17 protein-coding genes are annotated in these 13133 nt (G+C 59.0%); 6 read left to right on the top strand and 11 right to left on the bottom strand.

Annotated elements, in window-relative coordinates:
• Positions 1–160 precede the first annotated feature (160 nt).
• The 7 genes from BACI71_RS14620 to BACI71_RS14590 all read right to left on the bottom strand — a co-directional run bounded on the left by BACI71_RS14620 (position 161) and on the right by BACI71_RS14590 (position 4090).
• Positions 161–1411: a VapE domain-containing protein gene (locus tag BACI71_RS14620; protein ID WP_159759827.1), complete on the bottom strand. Its 1251-nt coding sequence runs from the start codon at positions 1409–1411 to the stop codon at positions 161–163.
• 49 nt (positions 1412–1460) lie between these two features.
• Positions 1461–1607 (bottom strand): hypothetical protein, encoded by a 147-nt coding sequence (locus BACI71_RS14615; RefSeq protein ID WP_159759825.1) that lies wholly within the window; start codon positions 1605–1607, stop codon positions 1461–1463.
• Positions 1607–1927 carry a hypothetical protein gene (locus BACI71_RS14610; protein WP_159759823.1) on the bottom strand — a complete coding sequence of 107 codons (321 nt, stop codon included), beginning with the start codon at positions 1925–1927 and terminating at the stop codon, positions 1607–1609. Before BACI71_RS14610 ends, BACI71_RS14615 begins: the two co-directional genes overlap by 1 nt.
• Positions 1928–2202: 275 nt before the next feature.
• On the bottom strand, positions 2203–2565 hold the full coding sequence (locus BACI71_RS14605; protein WP_236552998.1) for a hypothetical protein: 363 nt from the start codon (positions 2563–2565) through the stop codon (positions 2203–2205).
• Between the two features lie 128 nt (positions 2566–2693).
• Entirely contained in the window at positions 2694–3119 is a 426-nt protein-coding gene (locus tag BACI71_RS14600; protein ID WP_159759819.1) for a hypothetical protein, read from the bottom strand.
• A gap of 72 nt (positions 3120–3191) precedes the next feature.
• On the bottom strand, positions 3192–3419 hold the full coding sequence (locus BACI71_RS14595; RefSeq protein ID WP_159759817.1) for a hypothetical protein: 228 nt from the start codon (positions 3417–3419) through the stop codon (positions 3192–3194).
• A gap of 101 nt (positions 3420–3520) precedes the next feature.
• Positions 3521–4090, bottom strand: a complete 570-nt coding sequence (locus tag BACI71_RS14590) for a DUF805 domain-containing protein (protein ID WP_159759815.1) — start codon at positions 4088–4090, stop codon at positions 3521–3523.
• Positions 4091–4337: 247 nt separating this feature from the next.
• On the opposite strand from BACI71_RS14590, the gene BACI71_RS14585 reads away from it, so the two are divergent.
• Positions 4338–4550, top strand: a complete 213-nt coding sequence (locus BACI71_RS14585) for a helix-turn-helix domain-containing protein (RefSeq protein WP_159759813.1) — start codon at positions 4338–4340, stop codon at positions 4548–4550.
• A 736-nt stretch (positions 4551–5286) separates the two neighbouring features.
• Here BACI71_RS14585 and BACI71_RS14580 read toward each other — a convergent pair.
• Genes BACI71_RS14580 through BACI71_RS14570 form a run of 3 tightly spaced genes read right to left on the bottom strand, consistent with a single transcriptional unit; the run spans position 5287 to position 7229 of the window.
• Entirely contained in the window at positions 5287–5784 is a 498-nt protein-coding gene (locus BACI71_RS14580) for a hypothetical protein (RefSeq protein WP_159759811.1), read from the bottom strand.
• 9 nt (positions 5785–5793) lie between these two features.
• A complete protein-coding gene (locus tag BACI71_RS14575) occupies positions 5794–6933 on the bottom strand; it encodes a HigA family addiction module antitoxin (protein ID WP_159759809.1) in 1140 nt (379 codons plus the stop codon).
• Positions 6933–7229 (bottom strand): type II toxin-antitoxin system RelE/ParE family toxin, encoded by a 297-nt coding sequence (locus tag BACI71_RS14570; protein WP_159759807.1) that lies wholly within the window; start codon positions 7227–7229, stop codon positions 6933–6935. Before BACI71_RS14570 ends, BACI71_RS14575 begins: the two co-directional genes overlap by 1 nt.
• Positions 7230–7339: 110 nt before the next feature.
• Here BACI71_RS14570 and BACI71_RS14565 point away from each other — a divergent pair, with 110 nt between their 5' ends.
• From BACI71_RS14565 to BACI71_RS14545, 5 genes are all read left to right on the top strand, one after another.
• Positions 7340–8224 carry a helix-turn-helix domain-containing protein gene (locus tag BACI71_RS14565; RefSeq protein ID WP_201297385.1) on the top strand — a complete coding sequence of 295 codons (885 nt, stop codon included), beginning with the start codon at positions 7340–7342 and terminating at the stop codon, positions 8222–8224.
• Positions 8206–8988: a TauD/TfdA family dioxygenase gene (locus BACI71_RS14560; RefSeq protein WP_159759804.1), complete on the top strand. Its 783-nt coding sequence runs from the start codon at positions 8206–8208 to the stop codon at positions 8986–8988. The genes BACI71_RS14565 and BACI71_RS14560 overlap by 19 nt, the downstream gene beginning before the upstream one ends.
• Positions 8985–9941, top strand: coding sequence for a hypothetical protein (locus tag BACI71_RS14555; protein WP_159759802.1), 957 nt, complete (start codon positions 8985–8987; stop codon positions 9939–9941). The genes BACI71_RS14560 and BACI71_RS14555 overlap by 4 nt, the downstream gene beginning before the upstream one ends.
• A gap of 683 nt (positions 9942–10624) precedes the next feature.
• Complete coding sequence (locus BACI71_RS14550; RefSeq protein WP_159759800.1) at positions 10625–11239, top strand: hypothetical protein; 615 nt, start codon at positions 10625–10627, stop codon at positions 11237–11239.
• Positions 11240–11429: 190 nt separating this feature from the next.
• A protein-coding gene (locus BACI71_RS14545; protein WP_159759798.1) for an IS5 family transposase occupies positions 11430–12187 on the top strand; the annotation gives its coding sequence in 2 pieces (ribosomal slippage) (positions 11430–11763 and positions 11763–12187; 759 coding nt in all).
• Positions 12188–12225: 38 nt separating this feature from the next.
• Here the strand turns inward: BACI71_RS14545 and BACI71_RS14540 are convergent.
• Positions 12226–13128, bottom strand: coding sequence for a GIY-YIG nuclease family protein (locus tag BACI71_RS14540; RefSeq protein ID WP_236552997.1), 903 nt, complete (start codon positions 13126–13128; stop codon positions 12226–12228).
• Positions 13129–13133: the final 5 nt, after the last annotated feature.

Below are 13133 nucleotides of genomic sequence, written 5' to 3'. Positions count from 1 at the left end.
TAACGGGGCACGAGGTTGCGCCCGTTCAGGACAGCGATGGTGGTGGGGGGAAGGGCGGCAGCATTCGCCGATTTCAGCTCACGGGGACGTCTACCCCTCCCCCCTCACTTAACCTCTCATTTCTCCTACCCCTCCCCCCACCTGGAAGGATCGGAAGAGGTTAGAAGGTCTCGTCGGGATCGCCATTGACCGAGGTGCCATCCCGATCTCGCCGCCGCCGCCGCTCCACGAGTTGAGGCTCCCGCAGTGGCACCCTCCACTTCATGATGCCTTGGATGCGCGACGGCTCCCCGAGCAGCTCACGGAGGAGACCACCGCATTCCTTGGCTTGCGGGTTGGTCGGGTTATCGATCCCGGCAATGCGGAGGAGCTGGGACGCGGTGACAGCTTCAGTCTGCTGCCTTTCCATGTCGATGACGGCCATCACCCGCTCGACGACGACGCTGGTAACGGTGTGTCGGGCATTAAGCGCCGCCAACATCGCCTCTTCGTCAGGCGAGAGCCACCACTCGCCATTGTCCCCAAGTTCGACTTCCAGCTGCGCGAACAGCTGTTGCATGTCGATGCCGTGCTGGAAGTCGAGCTTGGCCACCGAGATTGTCCACCACCGGCTGTTCCCCGTAGTGTCCACGAGGAAGGCGCTTTCGTTGACGGTGGCGGCGAACACGGTGCGACGCGGGTACTCGGACTCGCGCCGATCGTAGGGCCGCCGTACCTTGTCGCTGTCGGCGGTCAGGAAGCCCTTGAGCCGAGCGACGTCCTTCTTGAACGAGCTGTCTAGCTCGCCGATCTCGACGAGCCAGTTTGAAATGGCCAGCAACACCGAGTCCTTGTTGCTGCCGTCGAGGTGATGGTCGAGCTTCACCACCGCCTCGCAAAGGTCGGGATCGGACACGAGAGACCGAACCCAGCTGGTTTTGCCGATGCCCTGCGGCCCTTGCAGGGTCAGCACACCTCGCCCGTGGTACTTGGGGTGGAGTGCCGCCGCCGCCGCGCTCAGCAGCCACTTGTGCAGGAGCGCTTCCTTCAGGACGACCGGGTAGCCCTCCTGCTCGGTGACGGTGGCGTAGAAGGCCCGGAGGCGATCGGTGCCGTCCCACGGCTGGCTCCTGATCCAGTCGGCGACCGGGTTATAGGCGTGACGGTCTGCAATGGCATTCACGTACTCGCCCACGTGACCGGTGGGCATACCGTGCTGGGCGGCGAGGCTGACGATGGTAGTGAGGGAAACGTTGTCGAGATTGTCAGCGGTCCCGCCGTGGTCCGGCAGCAGAATTTGGGTCTTCTTCTTGATGACGTTATAGCGGGCGGTGATACCCGCTTCAGTCATGATGGCCGCGACATTGGCGATCGTCGACAGCGTGCGATCCGAACCCGACCGTGGTTGGTCTGGCAGTTCATCTAGCTTCATAGGTGCCTGCATGTTGACGCCGCCGCCGAGGTGACGACGGCGTCCGATTTCAATGCTTTTCCGGCTGATCAGGTTCGGGCTGTGGCTCTTCGGCCTCGGTCCCGATGACGTTGATCGCGAACGCGGTCAGAAAGTCGAGTCGATCGATGATCGAACGCCAGACGACATCCGGACGCGGGTAGGTACGGGCTTCCATCACTGAGCCATAATCGTGAAGGTTCGGACCGGCTCTTCCGTCAGGCGGTACTCGCCATCAGCGTTCCGGGTCCAAAGGCCATTGGCGTTGCGAGCCGCATCGAGGGTCATCAGAACAGTCCCCACCGTGCTTCTGGAACAGCGTGTGTGCAACGATACGGCGGACTCGATATCGAGGGCGGTAGTGAAGCCGTGCTCGATAGCTGCGGCGATCGCGCCTGGCACGATCGAGAGGCCACGTCCCGATCCACAACGCAAGCCGGCTTCGAAAACAGCGCGGCCGCGTTCGATGAGTGAACGGTCGATGATGTGAATTTGCATTCTAGACTCCGTTGAGGTTGGTTTCCCTGCAAGGAGCGCGCGGCAGAAGAGCTGCCATTTCCGCCCCCGCTAATCAGCGCTTGTGCGGCCATAAGCGGGCGGGCGTTCGATGCGCTTCAAGGCGCTAGCGAGCGAGTTGAAGGGGTCGAATTTGCATCAAAAAGCCCTGGAAATCGACACACCCTTACAGGGTTAAGTCAACGGGTTCGAAGTCATTGTTTTAAAACGATTTTTTTACGACATCATTGCTGTCCTAAAAGCTTTACGTTTTGATGCTAACTGGATGGGCAGAACTGGCTGCAGAGTCTGGCGTAAGGATGGTTGTGGTGGCTGATCAACAGCACGTGAGCGAACACGCTGCCGAACGTGACGATCATCTCGAACCAGCCCTCGCGATTAGCCAGCCAGTCCCACCACGAGTAGAAGCCGGGCTCACCGAATCGCAGTCCGTCGATTGGCTCCACGAGCGGGGAGAAGCCGACTGCCCTAATGACGTCTTCCTCTGTGTCGCCGGGCTCTATGACGAGGAACTCGGTCTGGTCGGTCAGGTCATGATTGGCTGTCACGAGCGAACCAATACGGTCAGTCAGCAGCGCGTGTAAGCAAGGTTCAAGGTCGAGTGTGAGGGCGCGCGCCATCGTCGCGCTATCGTATAGGTGCAGCATGAGGTTGGGCTCCGAGTAAAAAGAAGCCCGCCAGGAGCAGGTCCCGCGGGGGTTGGTTTCGGTCGAGTTGCGGATTCGAGAGGCAGGGCTATTGGACGCTCTCAGGCGCTAGCTGCCCTGCCGGACTTGGTGCCGCTGAGATCATCGCCGAGCGCACGTTCGCCATAGGTGCGCAGTAGGGCCAACAGCGTCGCGTCAACGCCGTCATCGTCGGGAACGATCAGCACGACCCCTGCCCCGTCATCGGACAGGATGAAGGGCGCTTCAAACAGGCCACCGTGATCGGCGACCCACTCGGCAGACGGTTGGAAGTCGGCCTCGCCAAAGTGGCTGCCATCGACGATATTGGTTATGATCGGAATACCGGCGGCGGCCTCGACCGCCCCGACCGCGTCGCCCGGTGAGACGATCACGAAGGTTGCAAGGTCGATCAGGTCGCAGCGGAGTTGAAGCAAGCGCTTGATGTCGGGCGGTAGCGACGAGTCCAGCGCCGCGACCAGCTCGTAAGCGTCGTTGATGATGAGCATGTTGTTCTCCTGAAACGCAAAACGCCCCCGGCGGGTGAGGCCGAGGGCTGCGGGTGGTTGATGGGTGATGGGTTAGTTGCGGACGGCTCTGGCGACAGCCGCGATGATCAGGACGGCTACGAGCCCCAAGCCGATTGGAGGATAGGCGCCGACCAGCGTGGCGAGGCCGCCGATCGCAAGTAGGCCGATCGTCTGCTGCGTGCGGAAGATGAGCCCCGCGACGACAAGCGCGATGATCGCGGCCTTGATAACGGTGATCGCCAGTACGAGCGCGATGATGGTGAGGATGACGCGCGCCATTCAGCGTCGCCGCTCGGTAGGTATCGGCATGGCATGGCCCTCAAAATGAAGACGCCCCCGGCGGTGAGGCCGAAGGCGACGTGAAAGACGGGTGGATAGGGTCAGGCGCTGTACGGATCAGGTCCGAAGCGGTTCTCCCCCTCCGTCCCCTTCAGGATCATCAAGACGAGGATGACCAGTGTGCCGACGTAGGGAATGGAGTTCAGCAGGATCAACCACCCCGAGCGATCCTGATCGTGTAAGCGACGTACCTGGACGGCCGTTTGCGGCACTAGCAAGCCGATAATTGCCAACACGATCAGCGCGAGGACGACGTTGCCGAACGGACTGAACTCGCCATAGCTGCCGGTCGTGCCGCCGATGAAGACAACGCCGATCACCAGCAACGCGACGTAGATGAGCTGGAACATCCAGAACTCCTTGCGCGTCGCCCGACCTTGGAAGTCGGCAAAGCGACGCAGCGGAAGCGTGATCCAGCCGATGTGATCGGCTTCGTCGGGCAAGCCGCCGGTCGGCGCTGACAGCGGCCACGTCATAGCAGGACGCGGCGCGGTCTTGTTCCCGAACAGCAATTTCTCCTTGGAGCGTTCGAACTCCTCTTCGGTGATGACGCCCTCGGTCTTGAGCCGATGCAGGTTCTCGATGCTAGCGAGTGTCTCGTTGTCAATCACGTGTGTTCTCCGTTGATGTGAGTTGGGCGTCAGTGACGCGGACGCACGGCATCGCGCCGGACGCTGCACGCGCCGACGTTGCTGTTGATGCCGTCATGGTAATGTCGCCCCCTGTTGTGGCGCGACCTTCGGCTCGATCCTCTAGCCGCCCCTTGATCAGGGCTTGGCTCGACGACCCCACCAGAAGCAAGTAAAATGACACGTTTGGTGGACAGACGGCGGCAGCCGTTTGCGGCCACATCGGCGCATGGATGTAGTGCAGCTTCTCGGCGCGAACGTACGTCGGCGCAGAAAGCTCGCCGGCATGTCGCAGGAGGCGCTGGCGCTGGAGTCAGGCTTGAAGCGCAGCTACGTCAGCGACTTGGAACGTGGGACGCGCAATCCCACGGTCAGAGCGTTGGGCAGATTGGCGGAGGCGTTGAAGGTCAAGCCGGCAGTCTTGCTCGAGGAAGTTCAGTGACCTATGCGTATAAGGTGGTATTCCTGTCGCGCGAGTCACCGGCACTGGCATCTAGCGGCATGCCCACTCTCATAAGTTGATCGTTGAAGCCGGATGCTTGCTCATCCGGCAGCTGGTGTAGTCCTAGACGCCCGCGATGGCCGCCTGCCCTTTGAGTATGTGGAGGAAGGCACTGGGGACAGGCCAGCGGCCCATGTCACCCGGGTCCCGCCAGCGCTACCCCGGCGTTTAGCCGTCAAGGGGACGGGCATTGGGGTAGTGGGTCAGTTTGAAATCTAGCGCGCAATCTCGTTTGCAGTGCGCTATGACGAGATCATGGCCACGCTGCGAAACGTCATCACGTTCAGATGCAAGAAGTGCAAGGTGAGCGGGTCCGCTGAGATTTCGGAAACGGACCACCCCTACAGCACTGAAACCTACGTCAATGACGTGACACCAGGCTTCCTCGTGTCGGGGGCGGCCTACCCTGACACAGCCAAGGTCCGCTGCGAAGAATGCGGTAAGAAGGTTCGATGACTGATAAGCCCCCCAAGCGACCCCGCGACCCGAACCAGCTCGCCAAGGCGATCGTAGATATCGCGACGGGTGAAGTTGAAGAGGGCGCCGGGAGCGCCACGGAGCAACGCGCTTCAAAGGCGGGGGCCATCGGGGGCCCTGCGCGAGCGAAGGCACTTACACCGGCGCAGCGAGCCGAGATTGCCAGCCTCGCGGCCTCGGCCCGGTGGAAGAAGAGCAACTAGCGCCCGCCTTTCTCTTCTTTTGGTTCAGCCTGCTCGGCAGCGCGATGCTCCAGAATGTCGTCTGCAAAGTTCGGAAAAAAGTTTAGCTGCGGGTCGCTAGGAAAATTGCTGTTCATCCGCTCGACATCGCAGTGCGCGCGGTAAACGTCATGGGCGATAGCCTCACGGCGTTGCCTCACCGATTTCTGCCGCTTGGTAGGCGTTCCGCCCTTATCGGTGTCAAAATAGTGCTTGGTCGCAACCCCATCGATCATCAGCGTAACTGACTGCTTGGCGCGGTATGTGAAGCCGCCTTTCTCATCCCACCGTTTCGACTGCCGCAACGCGCGAGTGACCTGCTCGCGAAGAATTTTGCGCACGTCCTGTGGACGCACGGCTAGTTTGCGAGCGCCCAATGCCCAATCGATGAACTCGTTCGGGTCGCCGGAATCCTGACCCGTTTGTCCGGCCCACTCATCCCAGAGTCGGTCAACCTGTTCGTTATAGTCCGCCATCACCGCCTCCTAAAGGCCGGTCGGGGCGTGATAGCCCCAACCGTCCTTGAACTCCCAATCCATCAGATGCTCACGCACGCCGATCTGGTACTCCTTGAGCCAGCCCCATTTCTTCGTTCGATGCTGGATTTGCCCAACCACAATCGCAGGATGCACTTCCAAGCGAGCGGCAAATTTCAAGACATCTTCGCGGGAAATGAACGGGCTCTTGCGAGCGATAAATGAGTCAATTTGATCACGAGGAATGCAAAATTCCGCCGCCGCATCGCTTGCCAGCTTTTCGCAATCGATATCCGTGTCTGTGCTGGTGTCACTATCGACCGGCGCAAACGACGCTTCCTTCCCGTCGCCATTCAAAACGTGTTCGATTTCGTGCCTCAACACAAAGCAGAAGTTGTCGAGACGATCCAACCGCAGAGTCATGCCAATGACAGGCTGGCCATCAAGCCAGAGGCAAACGCCATCGATCTTCGATCCAGCAAGGAAATCGACCAATACGAAGCGCACGCCACACTTTTTCAGGATCGAAGGGATATGGATCAAATCCTCCTTGATCAGCATGTGCTCGCGGATTGATGGTAGGCTATCACGAAGCGCCTGCTCGGAATAAAGCGGACACTCCATTTGCTCGGCAATTTTGCGCACTCGGCTCAGCCACACATACTGAATTTCTGTGGTGCCAGAATAGTTGCCTGTATCAGTCTTCTTTGCAGCGTGCGCCAACAGTGGAGCGTCGCCTACAAACGGAATATCTTCGACCCTATTTTTTCCGAAAAACCGCATCATCTGGAGATCGAGCAACGCGGGCTCGGCGTCCTCAATCCAGCCGCGCTTAATCATCTCCCGGATGGGAAATTTTGAAAGCCAAGATGCGCGCGTGCGAACGCCGGGGTCCGCTTTGCGCGCCCTGGCGAGATCATACATCTTCTGAAGATTTAGGAAGAACTCGGCAGGCATGTCGAACGCATCGCCCAGAGCCACGGCAGAATCCGTGGTTATATCGGTAGTTCCCTTGATCAGCCTATTGAGCTGGCTGACATCAATGCCGAGAATGTATGCCAGATCGGCCTGAAGCCATCCTCGGGCTTCAAGCTCGTCCGCGATGAACCTACCGGGATGATCGACCGGCAATGGTGAGGCCTTGGCCATCAGTGATAGTCCTCAATCTGCAATATTGTGACAGTCTGCGGCTCGGTTTCCTCGTCCAACTCGAAAACCATTCGATATTGATCGTTCAATCGAGTTGACCGCTGACTCTCACGATCCCCCTTTAGTCTTTCGTAGTGCAGGCTTTTCCAATTCCTTAATGAACGGTCGTCGATCGCCGCCCTTAGGAGCGTAAGCTTTCGACGCGCCGATTTGATCACGCTGACTGGAAGGCGGGTAGCCCCCGCTTCATCCGTCTCGATCAACGCCAGGGCGTCATCAGCAAACACGATCCTCATTGGTGACGCATTACCACGCACGGATTCTGACACGCAAGTGTAAATTGATTAGTAAAGTCAAACTGACCCTTATGCTTGACGAGGTGCCCGAAGGATCAGATAGAAAATGCATGAACAGGCTATCGAACGACGACCGCGCCAGAATCCTCCACATGCTCTGTGAAGGCATGAGCATCCGGACCGTCACCCGCTTGACCGGCGCGAGCAAGAACACTGTAGCCAAGCTGCTCGTGGACGCGGGTAAGGCATGCGCCGCCTATCACGACGCCAAAGTGCGCAACGTGAAAGCGAGCCGGGTTCAGGTCGACGAAATCTGGTCGTTCACTTACGCCAAGCAAAAGAACGTCGCGACCGCGAAGGACGCCCCGGAAGGAGCTGGCGATACGTGGACGTGGACCGCCCTTGACTCCGATAGCAAGCTGATCGTGTCCTACCTCGTTGGCGGTCGCGATGCCGAATACGCCATGTGGTTTATGGACGATCTGCGCGACCGGCTCGCCAACCGCGTCCGGCTCACTAGCGATGGACACCGAGCCTACCTAGAGGCCGTAGAAGGCGCGTTCGGCGATGACGCGGACTATGCGCAGCTCGTGAAGCTGTACGGCCCCACGATCACCGCACCGGGCCGATACAGCCCTGCCGAATGCACCGGCGCTAAGAAGGTCCGCGTCACCGGCAGTCCGAACCCTACAGACGTATCCACGTCCTATGTCGAGCGCCAGAACCTGACGATGCGGATGCGCATGCGGCGCCTCACCTGCCTGAACAACACTTTTTTAAAGAAAGTTGAGAGCCATACCTATGCCGTCGCTCTCCACATGATGTATTACAACTTCGTCCGCATCCAGGAGACGCTGCGTGTCACCCCGGCGATGGCAGCAAGCGTCACTGATCGGCTTTGGGAGATCGCGGATATCGCAAAGCTGGTAGAAGATGCCGAGGCAAAGCCCACCAAGCGCGGCCCGTACAAAAAGCAGTGTCGGATTTCAAACTGACCACTACCGGCATTGGCACCATATCTGAATTAGCGCTTCTTCGAGATATCGGCCTCACCTATAACGCATGCGCTATGACGTCAGAGATCGCTATTGACGAAGGATCGGGCAGGTCCGAACTGCGGATGCTTGCCGACCTGGACGGTTATGTGGTGCTTCCAGGCATAGCTGCAGGCCGGCCGACCGATCGGGTTGCGGAGGAACTCGGCCAGGTTATGTTATTGTCGGGTGGAAAGCTCGTTCAAGAGCTGACACCGAAAGCGACTTCTACGCCGAACACCTATAGCGGCTTATTCGGACTCGACCGCTTTCCCTTTCACACGGATTTAGCTCACTGGCTCATCCCCCCGAGGTACCTTCTTCTGCGATGCATCCGCGGGTATGCGGATGTTCCCACGATGATCTTGGACGGCCGCGCCATTGCTTCCGATGTCGGAGCCGATTTGATGGGCCGGGCGCTGGTGAGGCCTCGCCGTCCTCGGCGCGGTGAAGTACGGATGCTCCGATTGCGACAGTCGGATGGTACCGACGATATCATCCGTTGGGACATAGAGTACCTGAAGCCAGCGAGCCACGTCGGCGAACTGGTCTTCTCGAACTTTCAAAACAGGGTCGAGGAGGCAACTCCAACGGCTGCCGTCATGGTCGACGATGGCGATGTCTTGATCATCGACAACTGGCGCATGCTTCACGCTAGGCCGGCTATTGCGCCGAACCGACGGGATCGGAGGCTACAGCGCGTTTATCTCAGGAGCCTTGCATGAAGCAGACAGTGACGCCTAGTCCGGTTACGACAGCATGGGATCCGCGGGCACTTTACGACAAAGCGGAACGCTACATTCAGCAAGCGCAGGCGCTCGACAAAGATCAGTGGGCTTACGCCCTCTGGACCAGTCTGTCGCTCGAACTGCTCGCGCGCGCAGCCCTCGCAAACGTGCATCCGGTTCTTCTGGCAGAGCCGGATAAGCCTGGTTCGAACATAATCAGCGCGCTGGGCTTCGAGCCTGTAGAGAAGAGGTTCGCTCCTAAATCGATCTCAATTGCCGAAGTGTTCCGACGCCTGACGAACTTGCTACCAAACTTCCAAGCGGATCACGAGAGTTTTGGAATTCAGCATACTGGTCAGCGAAATGCCGAACTGCATTCCGGCGAATTGGCGTTCGACGGGCTGAGGGGGGCATCTTGGCAGCCCCGGTTTTACGCGACGTGCAAAGTCCTGCTGATGTCTATGGACCTCACGCTCGAGGGCTACGTCGGCGCCGAAGAGGCCAAGGCTGCGGAGGAGCTGATCGAGGCCGCCGCCGACGAGAGCGCGAAGGCGGTCAAAGGCGACATTGATGCGCACCAAAGGGTGTGGAAGGGCAAGGGCGAGGACGAACGCACGACGCTCTCCAAGCAAGCCAATATCTGGGCTGCGCGGCAGACCGGGCATCGCGTAGATTGTCCCGCCTGCGGTTCGGCTGCGCTTGTGTCTGGCAGACCGGTTGCCGCGGCGACGAGAAAGCTCGAGGATGACGTCATTGTCGAGAAACAGGAACACCTTCCAACCCACTTCGAATGCATAGCGTGTGGGCTCAAAATCAATACGCTCGCAAAGCTGGCGGTTGTCGGACTCGCGGATCGCTATACCAACAAGCAGGAATATGACGCTGCCGAGTACTATGCGCCCCCCGAGGACGAATGGGCGGGGTACGAGGACGACAACAACGAGCCTTGATGCCGCCGGCGCGGGGCTGTTTCGATCAAGCTGGCTGGCGAAGCTCAAGCGCTCTCGAATAGCCGCTCCTAACTAGAGCGGAACGTTACTTAGGAATGTGCGACTTTCAGCTTTTCCACAGACGACCGGGAACAGTCGACCAGAATGCGTAGTTCGCAGAGCGTGCTTCGAACGGAATCCTCCGCCCGAGCCAGTCGTTCGCTCAGCCCAAAACGGTGTGTCAGCTGGAGCCCCTATTCCGATCAACTAGAGCGAGATACTAGATCTCGCCGTCCCTTTCGGTGACACGAAAAGGAACTCGACAGCCCACTCAATAAGGTGTTACGCAACAATCGCTGGCACCAATCTTGAAGTGTAATACGGCAATGTCCTCTTTGGAAAGTCCGCGAACACATACGGAAGGCGGGAAGTAGGCGCGCAAATTCCTGCCCCCCCCTCTTCTCCTCTCGACCGCTTCCGACCAGTTCTTGCTACTCGCACCCCCGATAGCGAACGGCCCGCCCGAAAAAAGAACAAACTTTCTGAGGCAGAACAATAGGTTTACGAAGAAGACCTTACCGGTAACAGGGCTGGCGGGGGCGAGTTTAGCCAAGCAGCGCCGTTGCCGCCGCCGATAATTGGACCAAGGGTTCATATGGTCGCACAATGTTGCGCCTGATCACTGCAATGCGTATAATACCCCGATGACGATTACGCCAATCTTCCTGTCGACCCGTAGCACAGAGCTGCTCGGCGGACTGTCCATCGGGGAGATTCCGATTGCCGGTTCCAAGCGCCCCTCTTTTCGGATGAACTTGGACGGCAAGACCTACCGGGTTGGGCGGATCTGGGCCAATCGCGCCTTTGTAGTGGTCCGCGGCAATCTTAGATTGCTCTACGTTTCGACCAATTACCTTAACTATGCAGCCGTAGCGCGCCGGGTGTTCGGCGATCCTCGAGGAAAATACGAATATGACCATGCGCTCGGGCGCAAGATCGCAGAATCTTTTGGCTTTCAATACATACTGATACTAAGAAGCACGCCGGCAATCAACCGCTCGCATGGCTTCTCCGAGCGATTCCACGACAGTTATCGGATAACGATAAATAAATTCTGTTACATTGACGATCGCATCTTGAAAAAGATGCTGGGGACAGCTGCTTCGCAACTATCGGCTCCGTTACGAACTTCGCCGTTCAGGCACAGAGCCTCTCATAGGCGTCGTCTGTCAATTGCGGAGACGCGCTTGGCTCGGCATGCACTAGGCATGGACGACCGGGAAATCGACTACAGCTCTTTGCATGAAATCCTCCGTTGATTTGACTTGCGCCTCAACTCTTTTGGTCACGAAATTGCCGCGCAGCTGCTCCTCTTCCCTTGGTACAAACTGGGCTTAACCTAGGCAGGTTATCATGCAGGCGGGAGCCAAATCAGCGCGCACCCCGCTAGGGTCAGGACCCATTGATGTGAGCGTCGCGGTCTGATTCAGGCTCCGCAAGGAGACTGGTATGAGCGACCTGTTTTGGCTGACGGACGATCAGATGGGGCGGCTGCTGCGGTTCTTTCCCAAGAGCCATGGCAAGCCTCGTGTGGATGACCGGCGGGTGCTGAGCGGCATCGTCTTCGTCAACCGCAACGGGCTGCGCTGGCGCGATGCTCCGAGCGCCTATGGCCCCTACAAGACGCTGTACAACCGGTGGAAGCGCTGGGGCGAGCGTGGCGTATTCACGCGCATGATGGAGGGGCTGGCTGCAGGCAATGCCGAACCCAAGACCGTCATGATCGACGCGACATACCTGAAGGCGCACCGCACGGCATCGAGCCTGCGGGTTAAAAAGGGGATCTTGGCCGCCTGATCGAACGCACCAAAGGCGGCATGAACACCAAGCTCCATGCCATCGCCGATGCCAACGGACGCCCTTTGAGCTTCTTCATGACCGCCGGGCAAGTCAGCGACTATACTGGCGCGGCAGCGCTGCTGGACGACCTACCAAAAGCGCAGTGGCTGCTCGGAGACCGCGGCTACGACGCCGACTGGTTCAGGGACGCTCTTCAGGCCAGGGGCATCGAACCCTGCATCCCGGGCCGACGATCGCGCAACGAGCCGGTCAGATACGACAAGCGACGCTACCGGCGTCGCAGCCGCATCGAGATCATGTTCGGCCGCCTGAAGGACTGGCGCCGCGTCGCTACTCGCTACGACCGATGCCCAACGGTCTTCTTCTCTGCCGCCGCCCTCGCTGCCACCGTCATCTTCTGGCTATGACCAATGAGTCCTGACCCTAACGAAGCGTATGCCGTAGGCTAATCAACCGCTGCCAACGAGCGCATCACGATCGCTACTGCTGTGGCCACGGACGCCGGATCGACGCCTCTTAAAATCTCACCATTGCTGGCGAGTCGATGACCCGCATACCTCGTAAGAACAGCCTGTTCGACGTTGCGGGCCACGTCTTCGGACGTGGTTGGCTGCTGCAGATCGATGTGCCACCGTAAGCCGGTAGCTTCATAGGCCATTGGACCGTTGTGAGCGTCGGCCCGCTCTTGAGGATTATTCGCGTAGCCAACCTTGACGGCCAAGGCTTTCCTCGCTGAATCGCGCAACACCAGCGTGTAAACGAACCATGTCTCGTGATTGCCGAACGTGCCGATAAAGGTGCCCTGATGTTTCGGAGCCAGCTTACTGTTCTTTTGCAACACGCGTCCCCTGCCTAGTTCGGTTCTGGGCAACGCTACGGCCAATTCCCGCCGTGCAAGGGCCAGCAAAGGCTGTGCTGTTATCGCATCAAGTTCCACGATCTTCGATTGCGCTTGGAGATGGTGGGTGGGGGTGAGCGGACCAACCAGCGCGGAGAAAATGTTGTCCGGCGAATTGATTTCCCAGACCGCTATGGGATGCAGCGCATAAGGAAACCGGGAGACGCTATCGAATTCGGGCTGATCGAGAGCCCTCGGGATGTCGTACTCCTGAGTGTTCACTTCCAGATCTGACACCCGATACAGGCCGGAGACCCGCCCTCGGTGATCGAACGGCGTTGGCTCGCCTCTGGTGCAGACCGTAAAGATCAAATCGCCTTCGGTCAGCGCCTTCAGGGCATGCGAACGGGTTGCCTTATTGGTGAAAGTTAAGGGCCAAGCTGGATTTCCGGGCGGCCCCCAAACGTAGGTGAAGAACACGCGCTGCGTTTCAGCTGATCCCGGTTCCATACGAG

Origin of the sequence: Sphingomonas sp. 8AM, from assembly GCF_902506455.1 — a bacterium.
Classification (GTDB): domain Bacteria; phylum Pseudomonadota; class Alphaproteobacteria; order Sphingomonadales; family Sphingomonadaceae; genus Sphingomonas.
The sequence above is the reverse complement of the archived record's forward strand: the minus strand, read 5'-3'. Positions and strand labels throughout refer to the sequence as shown.

What these genes read in the sequence shown, in the direction of transcription:
- BACI71_RS14620 (WP_159759827.1), bottom strand. Translation starts at nt 1,411, where the DNA reads ATGAAGCTAGATGAACTGCCAGACCAACCACGGTCGGGTTCGGATCGC.
- BACI71_RS14615 (WP_159759825.1), bottom strand. Translation starts at nt 1,607, where the DNA reads ATGGAAGCCCGTACCTACCCGCGTCCGGATGTCGTCTGGCGTTCGATC.
- BACI71_RS14565 (WP_201297385.1), top strand. Translation starts at nt 7,340, where the DNA reads ATGAACAGGCTATCGAACGACGACCGCGCCAGAATCCTCCACATGCTC.
- BACI71_RS14570 (WP_159759807.1), bottom strand. Translation starts at nt 7,229, where the DNA reads ATGAGGATCGTGTTTGCTGATGACGCCCTGGCGTTGATCGAGACGGAT.
- BACI71_RS14540 (WP_236552997.1), bottom strand. Translation starts at nt 13,128, where the DNA reads ATGGAACCGGGATCAGCTGAAACGCAGCGCGTGTTCTTCACCTACGTT.
- BACI71_RS14555 (WP_159759802.1), top strand. Translation starts at nt 8,985, where the DNA reads ATGAAGCAGACAGTGACGCCTAGTCCGGTTACGACAGCATGGGATCCG.
- BACI71_RS14605 (WP_236552998.1), bottom strand. Translation starts at nt 2,565, where the DNA reads ATGGCGCGCGCCCTCACACTCGACCTTGAACCTTGCTTACACGCGCTG.
- BACI71_RS14585 (WP_159759813.1), top strand. Translation starts at nt 4,338, where the DNA reads ATGGATGTAGTGCAGCTTCTCGGCGCGAACGTACGTCGGCGCAGAAAG.
- BACI71_RS14600 (WP_159759819.1), bottom strand. Translation starts at nt 3,119, where the DNA reads ATGCTCATCATCAACGACGCTTACGAGCTGGTCGCGGCGCTGGACTCG.
- BACI71_RS14575 (WP_159759809.1), bottom strand. Translation starts at nt 6,933, where the DNA reads ATGGCCAAGGCCTCACCATTGCCGGTCGATCATCCCGGTAGGTTCATC.
- BACI71_RS14595 (WP_159759817.1), bottom strand. Translation starts at nt 3,419, where the DNA reads ATGGCGCGCGTCATCCTCACCATCATCGCGCTCGTACTGGCGATCACC.
- BACI71_RS14550 (WP_159759800.1), top strand. Translation starts at nt 10,625, where the DNA reads ATGACGATTACGCCAATCTTCCTGTCGACCCGTAGCACAGAGCTGCTC.
- BACI71_RS14610 (WP_159759823.1), bottom strand. Translation starts at nt 1,927, where the DNA reads ATGCAAATTCACATCATCGACCGTTCACTCATCGAACGCGGCCGCGCT.
- BACI71_RS14580 (WP_159759811.1), bottom strand. Translation starts at nt 5,784, where the DNA reads ATGGCGGACTATAACGAACAGGTTGACCGACTCTGGGATGAGTGGGCC.